Source organism: Arthrobacter tecti (genome assembly GCF_054511355.1).
In genome coordinates, this window is record NZ_JBTNCT010000002.1 from 90,351 (window position 1) to 108,438 (window position 18,088).

Sequence of the window (18,088 nt, forward strand, 5' to 3'; positions counted from 1 at the left end):
CAACGTGAATTGAGGCCGCATGGCCGATCAAGAGTCCCAGGAGCTTTTACCGGAAGGCCGGCTGGTCGATGCCGTGCTGGACAGCAAGGATGTCCACGACTTCCTCTCCGAGCTCGCCCGCTTCTCGGTCGAGCAGCTCGATGAGGACGGCGAGTTGCTCTGCGGAGTGACACTGCTGCGGCACAATCGGGCGGCAACAATTGCCAGCAGCAATGAGCGTGGCCGGGCTATGGACGAGATTCAGTACAGCTACGACGACGGCCCGTGTTTGCGAGCATCACGCGAACAGAAAGTTATGTATGCCCCGGATCTCACCCACGAGTTGCGTTGGCCGGAGTACGCCGCGGAAATCACCGGCCAGGGCATGCGCTCTATCCTGGCCGTCCCGTTTGACCTGGTTGGAGATGCCAAGGCGGCGTTGAACCTGTACAGCGAATCGCCGGACAGGTTCAGTGCGGAAGCCATCCGGACGGCAAAAGCCCATGCGCTGCGCACGTCCCGGGCACTCAGCCTGGCAGTCAAGGTTGCGGGCGATCGGGAAATTAATCACGATCTTAAAGCGGCGCTGGAATCCCGCACTGTTATTGATGTTGCGGTGGGGATACTGATGGGCCAGAACCGCTGCACCCAGCAGGACGCCTTCAAGCTTCTCCAGGATGCCTCCAGCCACCGCAATATCAAGCTGCGCGAGGTCGCGGCGGCAGTTGTTGCTTCCGCCGGCGGTTCGGCGGAAGTGCAGACTCACTTCGATAGTTAGATCGTCTAAGGAGATTGATCAGCAGGCTGTTCATCTTGTACAGTTGAACTCAGGTTCAGCAGCGAGCCACAGGATATTTTTCTGTGGAGGTCCCTCGTGAACCACAAGCTCAAGGTGCTGGTCCGTCTCGATCTGAGCGATACATCGGCGGTCATGGCTGTTACCGGCTGTCTCACTATTGATAGTGTCCAGGCCCTGCTCCCGATAGTCCGTAGGACACGTTCACTTGCCGGTGGTGTGAGTGTTCGTATTGACCTTCAAGACGCCATGCACATCGACCCCGAGGCGATTGAGGTTCTGCAATCGCACATTCAGGCGCACACAACCACTCAAGATCCTCATGCGGTGTCGATGCATTGCCCCGATGAGTTTCCAGTTTGCCCGCGACTTGTGCAGTCTGATCGCCCTGAACTGGTGGTGGCATGATGAAGTCGAGCCAGCAGTTAAGAACCGCGGTCCGTGACAACGCCCGGCTGAGCCGCTTTGAGCTGTATGTCGATGGCGACCATGCCGGCCACGTGCAGTACGAATCACGCAACGGTCAGGTCTGGCTCCTTCACACGATGATTGACCGGCGGTTCAGGCACGCCCGGTTGGATACCTACCTCGTGGGTAACGTGCTGGAGAACCTGCACAAGCGCCGGCTCTCCATCATGCCGTTCTGCCCTGTCGTCCGGAGCTACCTGGCCGGCCATCGCGAGTTGACGGCGCTGATACCAGCCTCGGAGCGGTCCCGTTTCCGGCTTCTCCCGTCAGCACGGGCGCCACGCGCGTACTAGGAGTCCTACTCACCCCCGCTCGAGGAAGGCTTCCTTCTCCTCGTTGAGGTAAAGATCCAGCGCCTCTTCCAGTTCCGGGTGTTCCGTGAGCGCCGGGTCCGCTTCGATCAGTTGCTGCGCGTCCTTCCGGGCCTTCTCGATCACACTTGCATGCTGGATCACCTTCAGGAAACGCAGGGCGGAGCGGCCACCTGACTGGGAAGCGCCCAGGATGTCGCCCTCCCTCCGCAACTCGAGATCCTTCTGGGAAAGTTCGAATCCGTCCGTAGTGGAGGCAACGGCGTCCAGCCGCTCCCGGCTGGGATGCTCCGGCTCCAGCCCGGTGACCAGGAGGCACGTTCCCGGGTGCCCGCCCCGCCCGATCCTGCCGCGCAACTGGTGCAGCTGCGAAATGCCGAATCGGTCCGCGTCCATGATCACCATCAGCGTTGCATTGGGCACGTCAACACCCACCTCGATCACCGTTGTGGATACCAACAGGCTCACGGCATTCTCATTGAAGCGCGCCATGGTTTCCGATTTCTCGACCGGATCCAGCCGGCCGTGGAGAACGCCCATGCTGATCCCGTCCATTGCGGGAACTTCCGCCAGTGACTCGAAGAGTTCGACGACGGACGTCAGCTGCTGCTTGTTCGCCGGCGGACCCTCGTAGAGCTCGATGGCGTCCGGGCTGTCACTATCCGACTGCGCGTCACCGATCTTCGGACACACCACGTACACCTGCCGCCCGGCATCGATCTCTTCCCGCGCACGCGCCCACACCCGCGAAATCCAGCGCGGATTCTCGGAAAGCCCGACGACGTGGGTGGCGATGGGTGCCCGCCCTGCGGGGAGCTCGGTGAGGGTGGAGACATCGAGGTCACCGAATACCGTCATGGCGACGGTGCGGGGAATAGGCGTGGCCGTCATCACCAGTACGTGCGGTGTAGCGGAGGCCTTGGCTCGGAGCGCATCGCGCTGCTCCACACCGAAGCGGTGCTGTTCATCCACCACGATCAGCCCCAGGTCGAAAAACTGGACGTTCTCGGATAGCAGCGCGTGCGTTCCAATCACAATTCCGGCGTCCCCCGATGCGGCATCAAGCATCGCTTGCCGCCGCTGGGCCGTGGACATGGAACCTGTCAGCAGCACCACCCTGGTTCCGTCCGCGGCACCACCGAGCATGCCGCCCTCCGCGAGCGGCCCAAGGGTGCGGGTGATGGACTGGTAGTGCTGGGCGGCGAGGACTTCGGTGGGCGCCAGCAGCGCGGCCTGACCGCCGGCGTCGATCACCTGCAGCATCGCCCGCAGCGCAACCAGGGTTTTACCGGAGCCCACCTCGCCCTGCAGCAGACGGTTCATCGGGTGCGCCGCGGCGAGATCCCCGGCCAGCTGCTCCCCCACCACCAACTGGCCGTCGGTGAGGGTGAACGGAAGCGCGGCGTCGAACTGCTCCAGTAGCCCGCCGGCGCGGGGTGGACGCGCAGTGGCTTCCTCGGCGAGCGTCTGGACCCGGCGTCGTGCCAGTGCCGTCTGCAGGACCAGTGCCTCCTGGTAGCGGAAGCGGTGCTGTGCGCGGTAGGCGTCCTCCACCTGCCGGGGGCGGTGAATCATCTCGTACGCCTGGGTGATGTTCATGAACTTGTCGCGGCGGGCGATGTCGAAGGGAATGGGATCGTTCAGCTGGGAGTGGACCAGGCTGTCCAGCGCCTTGCCGATGTACTCCTGGATCGAGCCGCTGGCGATCCCCTCGGACGCGGGATAGACGGGAGTTGGCTTGAGGAGTTCAAGGTCCGCTGCGCCGTCGTCGTGCAGGAGAGAGTACCGCGGATTGGTCAGCGTGAGCTGGCCGCGGTAGCTGCCGGTCTTACCGGTGAAGGCCGCGCGGATCCCCGGGGTGAGCTCGCGTTTAGCGGTATACCCGTTGAAAAAGGTGAGGTGCATGGTGCCGAGGCGGCCGGCGTCGTCGTCCGTCACCACCACCTCCAGCAGCATCCCTTTCCGCGTGCGCATACGGCGATCATTGGCGGACTGCACCCGGGCGATGAGGGTGACCTCCTCCCCCAATGGAAGCTCGCTCAGGGGGGTGGGTTCCCGGTGGTCCAGGTAGGCGCGTGGGAAGTGGTTGAGGAGCTGGCCGATGGTGTGGATACCCAGGGCGTTCCCGAGTTCCTTGACGCCCTGCTTCCCAATAACTTCCGGGTCCAGCGGGGTGGCAAGTTCAGCCGGACGTCTGTTCTCCATAACCCTTTCCTGGGGTCGAGTCAGCAAAGCCGCCCGGATGGGCGGACGATTCGAGCTTAGTCGAGGGCACCGACAATCCTCCGAGGCGGTGACTCCGAACCATAGACAGCCTGCTTACTAATACGTACGGCGGGCGGTCACAGAGGCAGTGTACCCACGAAGAAAGGCGAGCGACATGACGGAAGTTACCGCACACCATGGTCTTTTCAAGGACACCAACCTGCACGTTGACGACACCGGCGGTTCGGGCCGTCCCGTTGTCCTGATCCACGGCTGGCCGCTCTCGGGTGAATCCTGGAAGGAGCAGGTCGGCGCACTGCAGGGCGCCGGCTACCGGGTTATCACCTATGACCGCCGCGGGTTCGGCCGCAGCGACAAGCCGATGACCGGCTACACCTATGACACCCTGACCGAGGATTTCCACGCACTCCTGACGGAACTGGACCTGAATGACGTTACGTTGGTCGGGTTCTCCATGGGAGGCGGCGAGGTTGCCCGTTACTTCACCAAGTACGGCGCGGAGCGGCTGCGCAGCGTCGTGTTCGCTTCAGCCGTACCGCCCTTCATGATGCAAACGGATGACAACCCAGAGGGTCCACTGCCCAAATCGGAGGCCGCGAAGATGAGCGCCGAACTGACCAAGGACGAGGACGCGTTCTATGACCAGTTCACAACCGAGTTCTTCTCCGTCGATGGCGAGCTGAAGGTCACCGAGCAGCAGCGGCAGGAGGCGATCACCCTTTGCAAGCAATCAGACAAGAAAGCTGCCCTGGCCTGCATGACCGCCTTCGGGTCAACCGACTTCCGGGAAGATCTCCCGAACGTCAGCGTGCCCGCGCTGATTCTTCATGGCGACGGCGACGGCACGGTTCCGTTCGAAGGGTCCGGCAAGCGCACCCACGCTGCGCTGGCGAACAGCGAGCTGCACGTTATCGCCGGCGCCCCACACGGCTGCAACGTCAGCCATGCCGATGAGTGGAACCGGGCACTGATCGATTTCCTGGCCAAGTAGAGGCTTAGCTGAGGCTTCCTTCCCGTCCTCACCCGGTGAAGACGGGAAGGAAGCTGAAGAACACGGAGGCAGCGGTTCCCACCCAGAGCAGGACCACTATGGCGCATGCCCATTCGGTGAGGAAGCGGACAAGGCCACGCGGCGCGGGTAGGACGCCGCGGTCAAGATTCCGGATGGTGAGCAGGACGAACAGCGGGATCATCGCCGCCCAGACAACCATGCAGTAGATGCACAGGATGTGGATGTCGAAAAGGGCCTGACTCCAGAGCCAGACGACAAACACAAAACCTGCGGTGACCCCTGCCTGCAGACCGAGCCAGTACCAGCGGGCCAGCCGGGCCCCGGCGAGGAGGGCCGCCGTCGTCGTAATGATGACTGCGAAGGCGACTATCCCAATCAGCGGGTTGGGGAAGCCGAAAAGCGAGGCCTGCCAAGTCTGGAACACCCGCCCGCAGGAGACCCACGGGTTGACGTCGCAGCTGGTGACGTAACCGGCGTCCTCGTACACGGCAAGGCGTTCGAGCACCAGGATGGCCGACGCTATCCATCCCACCACGCCGGTTGCAAGGAGGATGATGGCCAGGGTCCGGTCCTGCAGGAAGCCGCTCTGCTCCGTGCTCGAGCCGGATGCGGCGGCCGCCAGGGGTTTGTGCATCGGTGGATTCCTTTTCAGCTCCTGATCGCGGCTTCGATGAGCTGCCGGAATTCCTCCTGGGTGGCAGGCTCGATCAGTTCGCCATCAAGGAAGAAGGTGGGTGTCCCGCTGACGCCCAGACCGGTTCCGTCCATCTTGTCGAGCATAACCCGCGCCTGCGTTGCCGGGTCCGCCACCGCGGAATCGTAGGCATCCATGTCCAGCCCCAGGCTTTCGGCATAGCCGCGGAAGGTGGGGGCCTGGGACTGATCGCTGTGGGACCACTCGGTTTGAGTCTCGAACATCCGCTGATACATAGCTTCAAACTCACCCTGCTGGGCGGCTGCCTCCACGGCCACGGCCGCCGTCATCGAGTTCGGGTGCCCGGGCAGGGGGAAATAGCGGCTCACGAAGCTCACCTGGTCCCCATACTCCGCCCTGAGTTCCTCCACGAAGGGGTAGACGGCGCCGCAGGCCTCGCACTCGAAGTCCAGGAACTCGACCAGCACCGCCTTTTCGTCCTCGGGCGCGGAGAGGCTGTGGCTGTTCTCGCGGAGCACCTGCGCGGATGCGGCGAGGTCCTCCTGTTCGGCCGCGTCGTTCGCGTTTGAGGCCACGAAGAAGCCCACGAGGGCCAATGCGGAGAGAAGAAGGAAGCCGAGGGCAATCTTGTTGGGCAGCGTCATGGCGCGCCGGGTGGATGACATTACCGATCTTTCACTTGCGGACAGGAACACGGGAAGGTATCAGTCGCAGCAGGAGCAGCCGCTGGGATCAGGCGTTGTCTCGGTGTCGTGCTTCGCGAGGGGGTTTGCGCAGCAGGCGTCGCCCTTCCACGCCTCCCGGCCCTCCTTGATAGCCCAACCGGCGATGACCAGTGCGGCGATCGGGTCTGCCCAGGCCCAGCCGAAGAGGCTGTTGAGGAGGAGTCCAGCCAGGAGGACCCCGGAGAGGTAGGAGCAGAGCAGGGTCTGTTTCGAGTCTGCAACCGCCGACTTCGACCCCAGCTCGCGGCCCGCCCGACGTTGGAGGTAGGACAGCAGCGGCATCACGGCAAGGCTCACGGCGGCAAGCACAATGCCGACGGCGGAGTGGTCAGCATCAGCGCCGGTGATCAGTGCCCGCACCGCGTCGAACCCGACAAACAGTGCGAGGCCGAAGAAGGAGAAGGCGATGAAGCGCAGTGCGGTTTTTTCCCTCGTCTCCGGATCCCTGGCGGAGAATTGCCAGGCGACCGCGGCGGCGGAGGTTACCTCGATGACCGAATCCAGCCCGAAAGCAATCAGCGCACTCGAGGAGGCCACAGTTCCGGCAGTGATGGCCACGATCGCTTCGACGATGTTGTAGGTGATGGTCGTGGCGACGAAGATCCGGATGCGCCGGGACAGAACCCCGCGGCGCTCCAGGGTCAGCGGCACGCGGCTGGACGTAAGGGAACTCATCAGCAGCAGCCCTCCTCCCCCGACGCGCTGCAGCACTCGGGAGCCGCTACCGCCAGCTCTGAATCCATCATTCCTCGAAGTGGGTCTCCGGCGCCGTGCCCGAGATCTTCTCCACCATCTCGGCGGCGAGCACGCGCAACTTCACGTTCCGTGTGGTCGAGGCACGCTGAAGAATGGAGAAGGCCTCCTCCTGGCTGCACCGGTTCTGTGCCATGACAATGCCAACGGCCACATCGATCTCGGTACGCGATTCCATGGCGCGTCCGCGATTCTGGGCCTCTTCGCTGTACTGGGCCATGCGCAAGGCCAGCTGCAGCCCTTTCGACGCCTGGCGGGCGTAGCTTTGAGCGTAAGTGACGGCGCCGTCGTCGAACGCGTCCGTCTCATGGGAATAAAGGTTCAGGGCGGCATTGGCACCCGGCCCGATGGTGAATGGCGCGGAAAGGATGGACCGCATGCCGTGCTCGGCAACTGCCTCGGCGTATTCGGGCCAACGTCCGTCGGTGCGGAAGTCGCTCACAACAATGGTGCGCTGCTCCGTCGCCGCAGTCAGGCACGGGCCCTCCTGGTAGGCGTACTGAAGTTCGTCCATAGCTTTTGCCTCAGGACTGTTGCAGGCAACAGTGGCAGCACGACGACGACGGCGGAGCGTGATCCCGCACAGCACGTCCTCGCCCAAGTGGCTGACGCTGCGGGCTGACAGGACGGCGAGCTCGTTCAGGAACTCCTGCATGTCGGAGGTGCCGAGGATGATGTCCTGCAGTTCTTCCAGCAGGGACCGCTCATCCTGCTGAGCGACGTCCGTGGACTCCAGTTCCGCGGTGCCCGGTTCGGTTTCGAAGGATACAGATTCCCCCACAACCTCCGCCTTTCAATGGTGCAAACATCAACTTTCTTCGCATAGGATACTTCACCAAGCGCCCCTGGCATTCCGTGATATGTCCGCTTCGGTTTCCTGGGCGCTCAAGCCGGTGTCGTACCACCGGTTTTCGTTTGTGCGTGCTGCATTTCGTGTCGATCAGCGCGCCTGGGGCTGGAAGGTCATGACATGGATACTACGCACTGGTCCACGAGCCGCTTGCTGAGCACGGCCGCGCGGCTGAATGAGAACCGCGACAATGAGCGGCTCCGCAGCCTGGGAGTCACCCATTCCGGGGTCACCATTCTGAAGGTTCTCGCTTCGATGGAGACCATCAGCCAGGTGGAGCTCGCTGAGGTTGTGAGGGTGCAGGCGCAGACGATCGGCAAGTCGTTGGAGCGGCTGGAAAACCGGGAGCTTGTGCGCAGGTGCAAGAGCGAGATTGACCGGCGTGTGACGTACGTGGCGATCACGGCAGCCGGTCGTGAGGTTCTGGGAGCGGTTCAGCGGGGCGAAGGGGCGCCGGTTGGCGGCGACAGGCTCGCCGAAGAGGAACTGCGCACGGCGCTGATGAATGTCATCAACTCCACCCGTGATGGCCTGCTGGTCAGTGCCATGGCCGCGAACGAGCCGGACCTGGCCGATATCGCCTGAGCTACGCGCCGATCACCCGGTTGCGCCCTGCGAGCCACGCCGCAACGCAGAGGGCGATCATGATCCCCGCCGTGGTCAGCAGCGGCAGCGTCCAGTCCCCGCTGAGGTCGCGCAGCGCGCCGAACAGCACCGGCCCGGCAGCGCCGAGCGCGTAGCCCACTGACTGCGCCATGCCGGAGAGCGCCGCCGCCTGCGGGTAGTTCACCGTGCGGAGGCTGAACAGCGAGAGTGCGATGACGATCAGGAAGCCACACCCCACGGCGCCCGCGAGCACCCAGAGCAGCGTCAGGGCCGGTGCAAGGGCAAGCCCGGCGAAGGTCACGAAGGTGAGCGCGCTGGTGACGACGGCGATGAGCCGCTGGTCCGAGCCACGGTGCAGGAGGGCGCCCGCGCCGAGGCTGGCGAAGACACTGACCAGCAGGAAGACCGAGAGATGCACTCCGGCGGTGGTCGCGGAGACCCCGCGGCTTTGTTCGATGGTGGGCAGCCACGCCATCAGCACGTAGAACGCGATGGACTGCAGGCCCATGAACAGGGTGACCTGCCAGCCGAGTGCGGATTTCCACGGCGATCGGTAGGCGGCATCGGCCTGCCGCTGCGTTGACCTGTTCGCGGCATGCCGTCGCAGCCATGGCAACAGGACCGCCAGGGCGATGAGCGCCAGGCCCGCCCAGATTCCGAGCGCCAGCCGCCATCCCGCCGGCGAGGTTTGCGCCACGGGTACGACGACGGCGGCCCCCAGAGCCGCGAAGGCCGCCTGGGTGGCGGTGTAACTGCCGGTGACCTGGCTGACCCGGTTGGGGAAGTCGCGTTTCACGAGGGAGGGCACGAGGACGTTAAGGAATGCGATGGCCGTGCCGATCAGCGCGGTGCCCACCCAGATGAGGCCTAGTACGGGTAGTGAGCGGAGAATGATGCCCGCGGCAAGGATCAGCAGCGAGAACCACAGCGCGCGGTCGAGGCCAACGCGGGAGGCGAATGCCGGAGCCACCGGGGAGAAGACGGCGAAGGCAATCAGCGGCAGCCCGGTGAGAAATCCGGCGGCGGCGCTGGTGAGTTCCAGGTCGCTGCTGATGTTGTCGAGTACCGGGCCCACGCTGACGAAGGAGACACGCAGGTTGACCGCGATGAGGAGGACGCCGATGAAGGCGAAGCCGAACCTCGCGGTTCGTGTCGATGCGGCCCTGGCTTCCGTATCCATCCCTGCCTTCCGATCAGCGCTCAACAGAGACTATCCCACCGCGATTCGTCACATACGGCCGGGGGAAAATCCGGCGGCGGGAGGTTCCCGCGTGAATTGGGCCGTGGAACGATGGCGTCATGAAGATCACCCGACAGACCACTGTTTTTGATGCGGCGGACATGGACGCCGAGAGCGCATTTTGGGCGGGCCTTCTCGATGGCACGGTGGAGGCTGACGATGATTGGCATTCCATTTGGGTTGATGGGGAGAAGCGGTACGCGGTGCAGTTGGCGCCGGATCATGTTGCGCCGGAGTGGCCTGCGGGCACTCCGCAGCAGCTGCATGTGGACCTTCACGTGGACAATTTCCAGGCGGCCCATGAGAAGGCGATGTCACTGGGCGCGCGTCTGCTGCAGCCTGCGGAGAACCTTGCGGCGCCGGAGGGCTTCCAGGTTTATGCCGATCCCGCAGGTCACCCGTTCTGCCTTTGCTGGGAGTAACTGAGGAACCCCGGAACTGCGGACGAGCGCGTGAGTGGCATGTCTATCACAGTCCGGAGTTCGGGGAGCATGGTTGACAGCCAACGCGGGTAAGCCGATGATCGCATCATGATCAGGGAGCACGTTCCGCGCCTACGCATTGTCATCGGTGCGATCGCTTTTTTGGCCATGCTTGTTCAGATTGTGGTGATTCCTCGGATCGCTGCTAACTATGCAAACGACTACCCCGAGGTCGCGTACCTGGCACCCCCGTACGTCGTGGCGATCGTGATTGCGATCGGATCTTTCGAGGTGGCGTTGCTGGCAGCTTGGCAGTTACTTTCGGCCGCGGAGGCGGGCGACACTTTGACCAGTCGCTCACCGCGGTGGGCCAACGTCGTAGCAGCTTCTCTCCTTTTCATGGCAATGATCTTCGCAGGTGTCTGCGTGCACGCCGGATCCGTCGCATCCGTCGGTGGTCCCGCGATGTTATTTGGACTTCTTGCCTCCCTCGCGGTCGTTCCCGCCGCGTTCGCGCTGAGAAAGAAGACGATGGGGTCCTCGCTAGTGGATGACGTTGTCCCTGGCCGTATTGCGGAATCGGAAGGGAGCTGAATTGTTTGAGGCAGAGAAGAGTCAGCTTTGTTGCTCCGGGTTCTTATCAGTTGTATCGAAATCTCCTGAGGCTGGCAGGATGACGCCGCCTGTGGCGTCAACCGACTTGAGCAGAACCTTCGTCAGTTCCGCATGCGCCTCCGGCACCTCGTCTGCCTCGTATTCGAAGCGGATAGCCTGTGTGGGTGCCAGCCAGACGTTCATGGCGGTAGTTCGCCCTTCGACCTCACCTGCCGATCTGAAGAACAGGCCTTTGCCTGTGCGAAAGGTCATGATGATCACCGCTTGCATGCTCCGCGTCAGGTTGTCCGGCATGTTAAACACGAGATCAGCCTGGTATCCGCCAACTCGGATCGCACCCACAGCAACGTCCTTTCGCTACCTCATCTCCGGCAGTTTCTCACAGACCATCGTCTATCAGACGGTGCGGACCTTCCCGTTCGCTGAAAACGTCCGCACCGTCTAGCTTGTAAGAATCTCCAGTCACATGCCCGGGACGATCCACTCCCCTACTTGCTTCGAAATAGTCGCCCGGCAGTCCTCTACATCGGCTCCAATGTCGGCGCTAACTTCTCCTCGAAATAAGAAGTGCACGGCTGGCACGTCCGGTGAAGCTTGCGGGTCATTGCTTCCTGGAATCGGTTCCCAGCCCCGGGCCTCCATGCATGCAGCGAATTGCTGCACATACTGTGGCTTCGTGAGAAATTCGGCGTTGCTCAGTTCATTCGGATTGATACCAATGGCGACGGAAACCCCTCCCAGAGACAGCGCGACGGTCACCGCTGCGGTCAGGGAGGCACGCTTCACGGTTCTACGGCGAGCAACTTGGCGAAGCACAGCGGCGCGTACGGGCTGAAGTTCCTCTAGTACTTGCCCGTTTGAGGGTGGGCCATAGGTGATAGGCATTGTGTACTCCCTTACAGGTTGGTTTGTTTGGCGGCGCGTAGTTTCCGGCGTGCACGTTCGATGCGTTTACGGGCGGTGGATTGGCTGATGCCCAAGGTGGCGGCGGCATCTTCGTAACTGCGTCCTTCGACTAGACACAGCTCGCACAGTTGGCGTTCGGTTGCCGGCAGTCCTGCGATTTCCTCGCGGACCCAGGTCAGTTCTTCGATTGCCCGTTCTTGCTCGGCTCGTCTATGCCAAGCCAGTGTGCCCGGCGAAGGTTCGGTGAGTTCCGCGGTTTGGGAGCGACGGCGGGCACGGTTGAGGTTATAGGCGGTATTGCGGCAGCACAGAAGCAACCAAGGCAAAACTGTGCGTTCGGCCAGTTGGACCTCTTTGCGCCGACGCCAGAGGACCAGGAAGGTTTCTTGCACGATATCGGGTACCTCATCGCGGGACTCGGCTAAACCCCAGGCATATCGATACACGGTGCCCGAGTGTCTGTCGAACAGTTCGGCAAATGCGGTTTGGTCCCCTCGGGCCAGCCCTTTTACCAGCTCTTCGTCAATCACCACTAATGCTTGCGCCTCACGTGAGCTCACTACGCACCTCCACTTAGTAAGTGTCTCGGTATCGCGGATTGTGACGCCTGACCAGGGGAATCGACCTGAAAATGCCAGCGCCTGTGTCCCGAAGATCGCCCTCACCGGCCCTATTCCGTTTTGACCTGCACTATTTAGAGCGGTGCTCCCTCAAGTCGCATCCCGTCCAACCCGGTCGCCAGAGGTCAGTGGCAGGGAAGGCGAGCCCCGACACGTCTCCGCATAGACCAGCAAGCCCCGGAAGCTACCAGCCGTCACGCAGCTGGTAAGTCAGGAACCCCTCCCCTACCACCTACAATCCATCATTTCTCAGTGCGGAGCGGGTTTGAGGGAGTTCCGGCGGGGATCGACCTCAGAAGGTGAAGGTGAACACGGTAGCCGTTCCCGCGGTGACGGGCAGCGCCACCTTCTCGCTGCCAGGCACAAATCCGGGGATGGATGGCCGCTCCGATGCCGGTATGGGAGGCTCCGCCCGGCCGTCGATCAGCGTTGAGTCTTGGGCGCCGTAGGCCGGCCCGGTCAGTTGGGTCATCACGCCGGTCCGTGCCCCGTCGGGCAGTGTGATTGTCACGTCAGTCTGGGCGGCCGTCTGCGGGTTGTTCTGATTGATCAGGATGACGCTCATGCTTCCGTCTTCGTGTGTGACCGCGTAGCTGTAGGCGAGTCCGCCGCCTTTCTGCGTGGACTCTAGGAACTGCCCGGTGGGAAGTTCCGCTACTAGCGATTGCCCGTACCAGTTTGCTCGTTCCTGGATGACCCCGTTCGGCTGGAGGTAAGCTCCGCCTGCGCAAATGGAAGACATCGGTGGCCCTCCCTGACAGGTGATGAGCGAGCTGTGGAAACTCAATCGGGGTACGCCGAGTTTGGCGGCGCTGAGGGCGTAATCGATGGTCCAGAGAGCGGAGGCGTGCGTCTCGGTGGTCTCGTTGGACCCGGGGCAGGCGGAGATGCCGGTTTCGGGAATCCAGGTGCTGATCCCTGCCGCGACAGCTGGGGCCAAGCCCTTCTGACGGTAGTCCTGGGCGCGTTCGTGAATGGGGTAGGCCATCAGATTTTCCATGATGGGCTCGCCGAGCGGGTCCTGCGTGCCGTCGCACTGAGACAGTGGGTAGTGGTGGAAGGACAGGATCTTTTCCTGCGGCAGGTCAGCCTGGGCGAACGGTGCCCACCAGGATTCCGAATACGTTCCCGGTCCCACGATCGGGACGTTAGGCGCCACCTGGTACATCGCATCCGCGTACTGCTTCAGCTCGATCAGGTAGTCCTCGATCCACCAGTCGTCCGGACGCAAGCCTGTCTTTGGGTAACCATTGGGCTCGTTGCCTACGGTGATGCCCACCAGTCGGTCACCGAAAATCCTTGAAGCGTGCTTTGCCATGTCTGCAGCGCGGGCGGGATCGAAGTGGGCAAGGTCCACGGTCAGGCTGATGGTTGCATCAGCAGCGGTAAGAAGGGTGTTGATCCGGTCCAGGTCTGCTGGGCCGGCTGCGCGCACCGGGTGCGCTTTGTCCCCGGACAGGTTGCCGGGGATCGGCTCACCGGTGGAGGTCCAGAAGAAGCGGCGGTCGACGGCGTTGCCTCCGAAGCGGAGCATCGGTTGACCGAGGCCGCGCAGGCTCGCCACCATCTCCGGGTTGCTGCCGGAAAGCTGAGGGTTCGCCAGATCGGTTGCTTCCAGGGAGAGCCCCACGAGGCCTGCGGGGAGGAGTGTTCCGGTCTTGTCATTGCTGACGGCAACGGTCATCGGTTCCACCGCCACGAGCGGGGACCCTGCAGGTGGGCCGATCTGCTGGTAAAAGACGGTGGGCGCCGGCGGCAGCGGCTCTTCCGTCGGTGAGGGCGTCGGCTTTTTCGGTGATGGCGTCGGCACGGTGGTGGCCGGGGAAGGAGAAGGCGTCCTGGGCGGCTGCGTCGAGGGAGAAGAAGTGGAGGTCTCTGCAGCGTTTGTGCCGGGTGTGCGGTCGTCTGCGAAGACGGAAACGCCGATGAACGTGCCGGCCACGAGCGCAAGTGCCGCGGACCCGCCGATGATCATTCGCCCCCGGCGGCTCCCGGCGCCAGGACGCTGGGCCTGCGGCTTCTGCTCAGGCGGCAAGTTACTGGGTTCAACAGGTGGGTGGGACATTCATCTCCAAGGCATCGGCTGGATTCAGCTGTTCCAGCCTAGCGGCCGCACGGTTGTTATAGAGCGCCGCCATGACGGGACACCAAACACTTCGTTACAGGGAGCCGTCCTGTACTACGACGGTGCCGACCCCGGCCAGTTCGGTCACCGAGACGTGACTGGGCTGGCCGGCTTCTTCAATGAATTTGAGCGCTGACGCTGCTTCGGGAACGTGAACGTGGACGCGCCAGCGGTAGCCTTCCTCGACCTCGGTGACAGCGCTCATGATTACCGAGTCCCCCACTTCGTCCAGGTGGAGGCGGAGGGTCGCGGCGTCGAGGGGGCTGAGGTTGATGGTGCACATCACCTCAACGCCTTCGGCCGGCATGCCGTTGTAGATGTGGGGTGCCTGCACGTCGTAGCCGTGAAGGCCGTCCAGCAGCTCGTCCTGCAGTTCCTCACCGAGCGAGGCGGCGCGGAGTGCGTCCATGATCAGCAGGAAGCCCACTCCCCCGGCGTCGACTACCTGCGCTTCGGTGAGGGCGCCCAGCTGGCTTTCGGTGTGGATAACGGCTTCGAGGGCGGCTTCAACGGCGCCTTGCAGGGTCATGGCGAGGGCGTGGTTGCTGTCATCTCCGTTATGCGCCTGATCAACGGTTGCGGCGCCGAGCGCAGCGGCTTCGAGGACGGAAAGCATAGTGCCGGGGACAGGGTCGCTGAGGGCGGACCAGCTGCGGATCTGCGCGCGGTTCAGTGCGGCCGCAAGTAGCGGGCCGGAGAGACGCTGTGCGCCGTGAAGTGGTTCGGAGATTGCGGCGAGGAATACCGCGAAGAGAGTTCCGGAGTTGCCGCGGGCGTCTTCCATGGCGGCCTGGCCTGCAACCTTCAGGAGGTCTCCGAGGTCATGGGTCTCGAGGTCGTGTACAGCCTGTGCGGCGGCGCGGACGGTGAGGTAAAGGTTTGTGCCCGTATCGCCATCGGCTACGGGAAAAATGTTGATGGCGTTCAGGCGGTCACTGTGGTTACCGAGGGACTCTTCAGCCTTGCTTAACCATCGCTTCATCGCTGTCGCGTTAGCGGTGATTTTAGTCTGCAAAGTGATCCCATCCCACGTTGGCTGGCGACTGCGACCCGATGGTCACTCCATTGGACCCGGCCTCCACCGAGCCTACCGCAGTGAAGCCGGGCAGCGGCATAACGATCGGGTTAACGGTGGCCAGCAAACCGTGATCCTCGCCGCCTCCCAGCACCCACTCCATGGGGTCTACCCCGAGCATCTCGCCAGCGGACCACAGCGGTTCCGCCAGCTTCTTGAGCGCACCAGGATCGAAGTCAATCCGCACGTTGCTGGCGGAAGCAAGCCGTTGCGCGTCTTTGACCAGACCGTCAGAGATGTCCAGCATCGCTGTCGCACCGGCCTCCGCTGCGGCCGGACCAGCTGCCAGCGGCGGCAGCGGACGGCATTGGTTTCGCACAAGGTTCAAGTGTTCTGCTTCAAGCGAACCGTACGCGTGGGAGGACTCGAGCAGCGCGAGTCCAGCGGCCGCACGACCCACGGTTCCTGCGAGTACGACGACGTCGCCGGGTTGGGCTCTCGAGCGCAGCACCGGCGAGCGGCCCTCGAGCGACCCGGTGACGGCGGCGGTCACCGCGATCTGCGCACCGGCGCCGAGGTCTCCCCCGATAACCGAACACCCGGACGCGCCGAGCTGCCGGATGGCGGCGGCCAATCCGTCCGCGAAGTCCTCGACCCACTGCACCTCGGTGCTGCCGGGGAGGGTGAGACTGACGGCAAGCGAGTTTGCCCGCCCACCCATGGCATTGATGTCGCTCAGATTCTGGGCGGCAGCCTTCCACCCAACGTCGAACCCCGTGGTTCGGTAACCATTGGGCCACTGCAGCCGGAAGTCCATGTCCTGTACCTGGGTGTCAATGGACACCACAACCCGCCCGTCCGGGACGGCGAGCACCGCGGCGTCATCACCGGGGCCAACCAGAACGCCTTCCGGCTCGGGAAGACCGGAACGAAGGCGGGGAAAGATGCGCTCGAGCAGGTCAGACTCGCTCAGTTGGGCGACTGTGAGTGGCATGGTTCCACGGTACTGGGCACGGGCGACATCGCGGTGTGCGCTGTGGATAGCGAGCGCTTCGAATCATCAGTCTGCGCACTATAGTGGTACGGAATCTGTTGGTGGCGGGGAAGTATGGAGGTGCGGGGGCTTGGTCGATTACGAGTCGCACCTACCGGCAGCACGGCACATGAAGCCGGGTGCTCCAGGCAGGCGGAGAGCCGCAGCTCCCCCACTTCAAGAACGACGACGGCGGCCGGAAGAGTCCCAGCCTCAGGAGACCGATTTCTCGGCCACGGAGCTCCCGCCAATGCACCCACAATCACCGGTGTACCGTAGAAAACGCGCCGTGGCTCTTGCGCTCACCGTTCTGGTAATAGTCGCAATTCCGGCCCTAATTCTTGCGCTTGTGCTACTGGGCTAAGGTAGAACGGTCAAACTTCCAAGAAGCTAGGGGACACTTGTGCCTGTCATCATGCCTGTTTACGGCACCCGCCCGGAGGCCATCAAGATGGCTCCCATCATTGAAGCGCTCAAAGATTCAGAGCACTTCGACTGCGTAGTTACGGTGACAGGCCAGCACAGGGCCATGCTCGATCAGGTGAACGAGCTGTTCGGAATCTTCCCGGATCACGATCTCAACATCCTTGAGCAGCGCCAGACGCTCAACTCGATAATGACCAAGACCATCGACGGCTTGGACAAGCTGTTCGAATCTTCCAAGCCGGACGCAGTGATTGTTCAGGGCGATACCACCACTTCCACCGCCGCGGCGATTGCTGCTTTTTATCACAGCATTCCCGTGATTCACGTCGAGGCGGGCCTACGCTCCGGAGACCTGTTCTCGCCGTTCCCTGAAGAAGCCAACCGAAAGATCACTTCGCAAATTGCGAGCCTTCACCTCGCGCCCACCCAAACCAGCAAAGCCAACCTGCTCGCAGAGAACGTTCGCGAGTCGGACATTGTTGTCACCGGTAACACGGTCATCGACGCGCTCCTAGCAACGGTCGAGAAGAAGGTTCCGTTCTCTGATGAGCGGCTGGAGGAGCTGGCGGCGTCCGGTAGGCGCGTCCTCCTCGTAACGACGCACCGTCGAGAAAATCAGGGCGACGCGATGCGAGGCGTGGGACGGGCGCTGGCAAGGATTGCCGACGCGGAACCGGAGCTAACGATCGTTCTTCCGGCGCACAAGAACCCTGTAGTGCGAGAAGCCGTGCTTCCGGCGCTTGAGGGAAAGACAAACGTCCTGGTCACCGAACCACTGGCATATGGCGAATTCACCCGTTTGCTTTCACTCGCGCACGTTGTCCTTACGGACTCGGGCGGGGTACAAGAAGAAGCTCCGAGCCTCGGCAAGCCAGTTCTGGTGATGCGCGATAACACGGAACGACCCGAGGCGGTTGTCGCCGGCACTGTGACACTCATTGGGACGGATGAGAATCGCATCGTAATGGAGGTTGATAGACTCCTGAACAATCAGGAGCACTTCGACTCCATGGCGAACGCAGTGAATCCATACGGTGACGGACTCGCTGCCCCAAGGAGTCTTGACGCGCTTGCTAGGTTATTTGGGATCCAAGTCTGAATACGTTGTGCCCTCAGTCACAACGTCACTTCGAACATCCATCACATATGCGGAGAATCGGCAAGTGAATAACTTAGCCGTCATACCAAGTGCTGCGAGATTTTGAAAGACTTTGAGAAAGACTGGAAACGGAGTGAAGCCCGTTCTGAGGGGGAGCGACTGCCGGAGGTGGAGCGGATCCTCACGGAACGTTTCACCTGATCTTT

General features: G+C 62.7%; 20 protein-coding genes. 8 read left to right on the forward strand and 12 right to left on the reverse strand.

What is annotated here, in order from left to right; translation table 11 throughout:
- The first annotated feature begins 19 nt into the window (after positions 1-19).
- The 3 genes from ACX80C_RS02840 (at position 20) to ACX80C_RS02850 (ending at position 1,536) form a co-directional block, all read left to right on the forward strand.
- Entirely contained in the window at positions 20-757 is a 738-nt protein-coding gene (locus ACX80C_RS02840; RefSeq protein WP_459324716.1) for an ANTAR domain-containing protein, read from the forward strand.
- Positions 758-853: 96 nt separating this feature from the next.
- Positions 854-1,183 (forward strand): hypothetical protein, encoded by a 330-nt coding sequence (locus ACX80C_RS02845; RefSeq protein WP_459324717.1) that lies wholly within the window; start codon positions 854-856, stop codon positions 1,181-1,183.
- The gene (locus tag ACX80C_RS02850; protein ID WP_459324718.1) at positions 1,180-1,536 is read left to right on the forward strand and encodes a GNAT family N-acetyltransferase; all 357 of its coding nucleotides are present in this window, start codon (positions 1,180-1,182) and stop codon (positions 1,534-1,536) included. The genes ACX80C_RS02845 and ACX80C_RS02850 overlap by 4 nt, the downstream gene beginning before the upstream one ends.
- 9 nt (positions 1,537-1,545) lie before the next feature.
- Here the strand turns inward: ACX80C_RS02850 and ACX80C_RS02855 are convergent, their stop codons facing one another.
- On the reverse strand, positions 1,546-3,759 hold the full coding sequence (locus ACX80C_RS02855; protein WP_459324719.1) for an ATP-dependent DNA helicase RecG: 2,214 nt from the start codon (positions 3,757-3,759) through the stop codon (positions 1,546-1,548).
- Between the two features lie 175 nt (positions 3,760-3,934).
- Between ACX80C_RS02855 and ACX80C_RS02860 the strand changes: the two genes are divergently transcribed.
- Complete coding sequence (locus ACX80C_RS02860) at positions 3,935-4,771, forward strand: alpha/beta fold hydrolase (RefSeq protein WP_459324720.1); 837 nt, start codon at positions 3,935-3,937, stop codon at positions 4,769-4,771.
- Between the two features lie 28 nt (positions 4,772-4,799).
- On the opposite strand, the gene ACX80C_RS02865 is transcribed toward ACX80C_RS02860, so the two are convergent.
- The 4 genes from ACX80C_RS02865 to ACX80C_RS02880 form a co-directional block, all read right to left on the reverse strand.
- The gene (locus tag ACX80C_RS02865) at positions 4,800-5,426 is read right to left on the reverse strand and encodes a vitamin K epoxide reductase family protein (protein WP_459324721.1); all 627 of its coding nucleotides are present in this window, start codon (positions 5,424-5,426) and stop codon (positions 4,800-4,802) included.
- Between the two features lie 14 nt (positions 5,427-5,440).
- On the reverse strand, positions 5,441-6,112 hold the full coding sequence (locus ACX80C_RS02870) for a DsbA family protein (protein WP_459324722.1): 672 nt from the start codon (positions 6,110-6,112) through the stop codon (positions 5,441-5,443).
- A 39-nt stretch (positions 6,113-6,151) separates the two neighbouring features.
- Positions 6,152-6,847 carry a cation diffusion facilitator family transporter gene (locus ACX80C_RS02875; RefSeq protein ID WP_459324723.1) on the reverse strand — a complete coding sequence of 232 codons (696 nt, stop codon included), beginning with the start codon at positions 6,845-6,847 and terminating at the stop codon, positions 6,152-6,154.
- Between the two features lie 67 nt (positions 6,848-6,914).
- On the reverse strand, positions 6,915-7,706 hold the full coding sequence (locus tag ACX80C_RS02880) for an ANTAR domain-containing protein (protein ID WP_459324724.1): 792 nt from the start codon (positions 7,704-7,706) through the stop codon (positions 6,915-6,917).
- Between the two features lie 189 nt (positions 7,707-7,895).
- On the opposite strand from ACX80C_RS02880, the gene ACX80C_RS02885 reads away from it, so the two are divergent.
- Positions 7,896-8,360, forward strand: a complete 465-nt coding sequence (locus tag ACX80C_RS02885) for a MarR family winged helix-turn-helix transcriptional regulator (protein ID WP_459324725.1) — start codon at positions 7,896-7,898, stop codon at positions 8,358-8,360.
- A 1-nt stretch (position 8,361) separates the two neighbouring features.
- Here ACX80C_RS02885 and ACX80C_RS02890 read toward each other — a convergent pair whose 3' ends face one another.
- Positions 8,362-9,561 carry an MFS transporter gene (locus ACX80C_RS02890; protein WP_459324726.1) on the reverse strand — a complete coding sequence of 400 codons (1,200 nt, stop codon included), beginning with the start codon at positions 9,559-9,561 and terminating at the stop codon, positions 8,362-8,364.
- A 119-nt stretch (positions 9,562-9,680) separates the two neighbouring features.
- On the opposite strand from ACX80C_RS02890, the gene ACX80C_RS02895 reads away from it, so the two are divergent.
- Together ACX80C_RS02895 and ACX80C_RS02900 are read left to right on the forward strand one after the other, a co-directional pair.
- On the forward strand, positions 9,681-10,043 hold the full coding sequence (locus ACX80C_RS02895; protein WP_459324727.1) for a VOC family protein: 363 nt from the start codon (positions 9,681-9,683) through the stop codon (positions 10,041-10,043).
- A 108-nt stretch (positions 10,044-10,151) separates the two neighbouring features.
- On the forward strand, positions 10,152-10,637 hold the full coding sequence (locus ACX80C_RS02900; protein ID WP_459324729.1) for a DUF2975 domain-containing protein: 486 nt from the start codon (positions 10,152-10,154) through the stop codon (positions 10,635-10,637).
- A 21-nt stretch (positions 10,638-10,658) separates the two neighbouring features.
- Here the strand turns inward: ACX80C_RS02900 and ACX80C_RS02905 are convergent, their stop codons facing one another.
- The 6 genes from ACX80C_RS02905 to thiL form a co-directional block, all read right to left on the reverse strand.
- A complete protein-coding gene (locus tag ACX80C_RS02905) occupies positions 10,659-11,000 on the reverse strand; it encodes a DUF7882 family protein (RefSeq protein WP_459324730.1) in 342 nt (113 codons plus the stop codon).
- A gap of 120 nt (positions 11,001-11,120) precedes the next feature.
- Positions 11,121-11,543 carry a hypothetical protein gene (locus ACX80C_RS02910; protein ID WP_459324731.1) on the reverse strand — a complete coding sequence of 141 codons (423 nt, stop codon included), beginning with the start codon at positions 11,541-11,543 and terminating at the stop codon, positions 11,121-11,123.
- 11 nt (positions 11,544-11,554) lie between these two features.
- Complete coding sequence (locus ACX80C_RS02915; protein ID WP_459324732.1) at positions 11,555-12,124, reverse strand: RNA polymerase sigma factor; 570 nt, start codon at positions 12,122-12,124, stop codon at positions 11,555-11,557.
- Between the two features lie 352 nt (positions 12,125-12,476).
- Entirely contained in the window at positions 12,477-14,249 is a 1,773-nt protein-coding gene (locus ACX80C_RS02920; RefSeq protein WP_459324733.1) for a hypothetical protein, read from the reverse strand.
- A 94-nt stretch (positions 14,250-14,343) separates the two neighbouring features.
- Complete coding sequence (locus ACX80C_RS02925) at positions 14,344-15,291, reverse strand: DAK2 domain-containing protein (RefSeq protein WP_459324734.1); 948 nt, start codon at positions 15,289-15,291, stop codon at positions 14,344-14,346.
- A 22-nt stretch (positions 15,292-15,313) separates the two neighbouring features.
- Positions 15,314-16,318: a thiamine-phosphate kinase gene (gene thiL, locus ACX80C_RS02930; protein ID WP_459324735.1), complete on the reverse strand. Its 1,005-nt coding sequence runs from the start codon at positions 16,316-16,318 to the stop codon at positions 15,314-15,316.
- A 454-nt stretch (positions 16,319-16,772) separates the two neighbouring features.
- Between thiL and wecB the strand changes: the two genes are divergently transcribed.
- Complete coding sequence (wecB, locus tag ACX80C_RS02935; RefSeq protein WP_459324736.1) at positions 16,773-17,882, forward strand: non-hydrolyzing UDP-N-acetylglucosamine 2-epimerase; 1,110 nt, start codon at positions 16,773-16,775, stop codon at positions 17,880-17,882.
- The last annotated feature ends 206 nt before the right edge of the window (positions 17,883-18,088 follow it).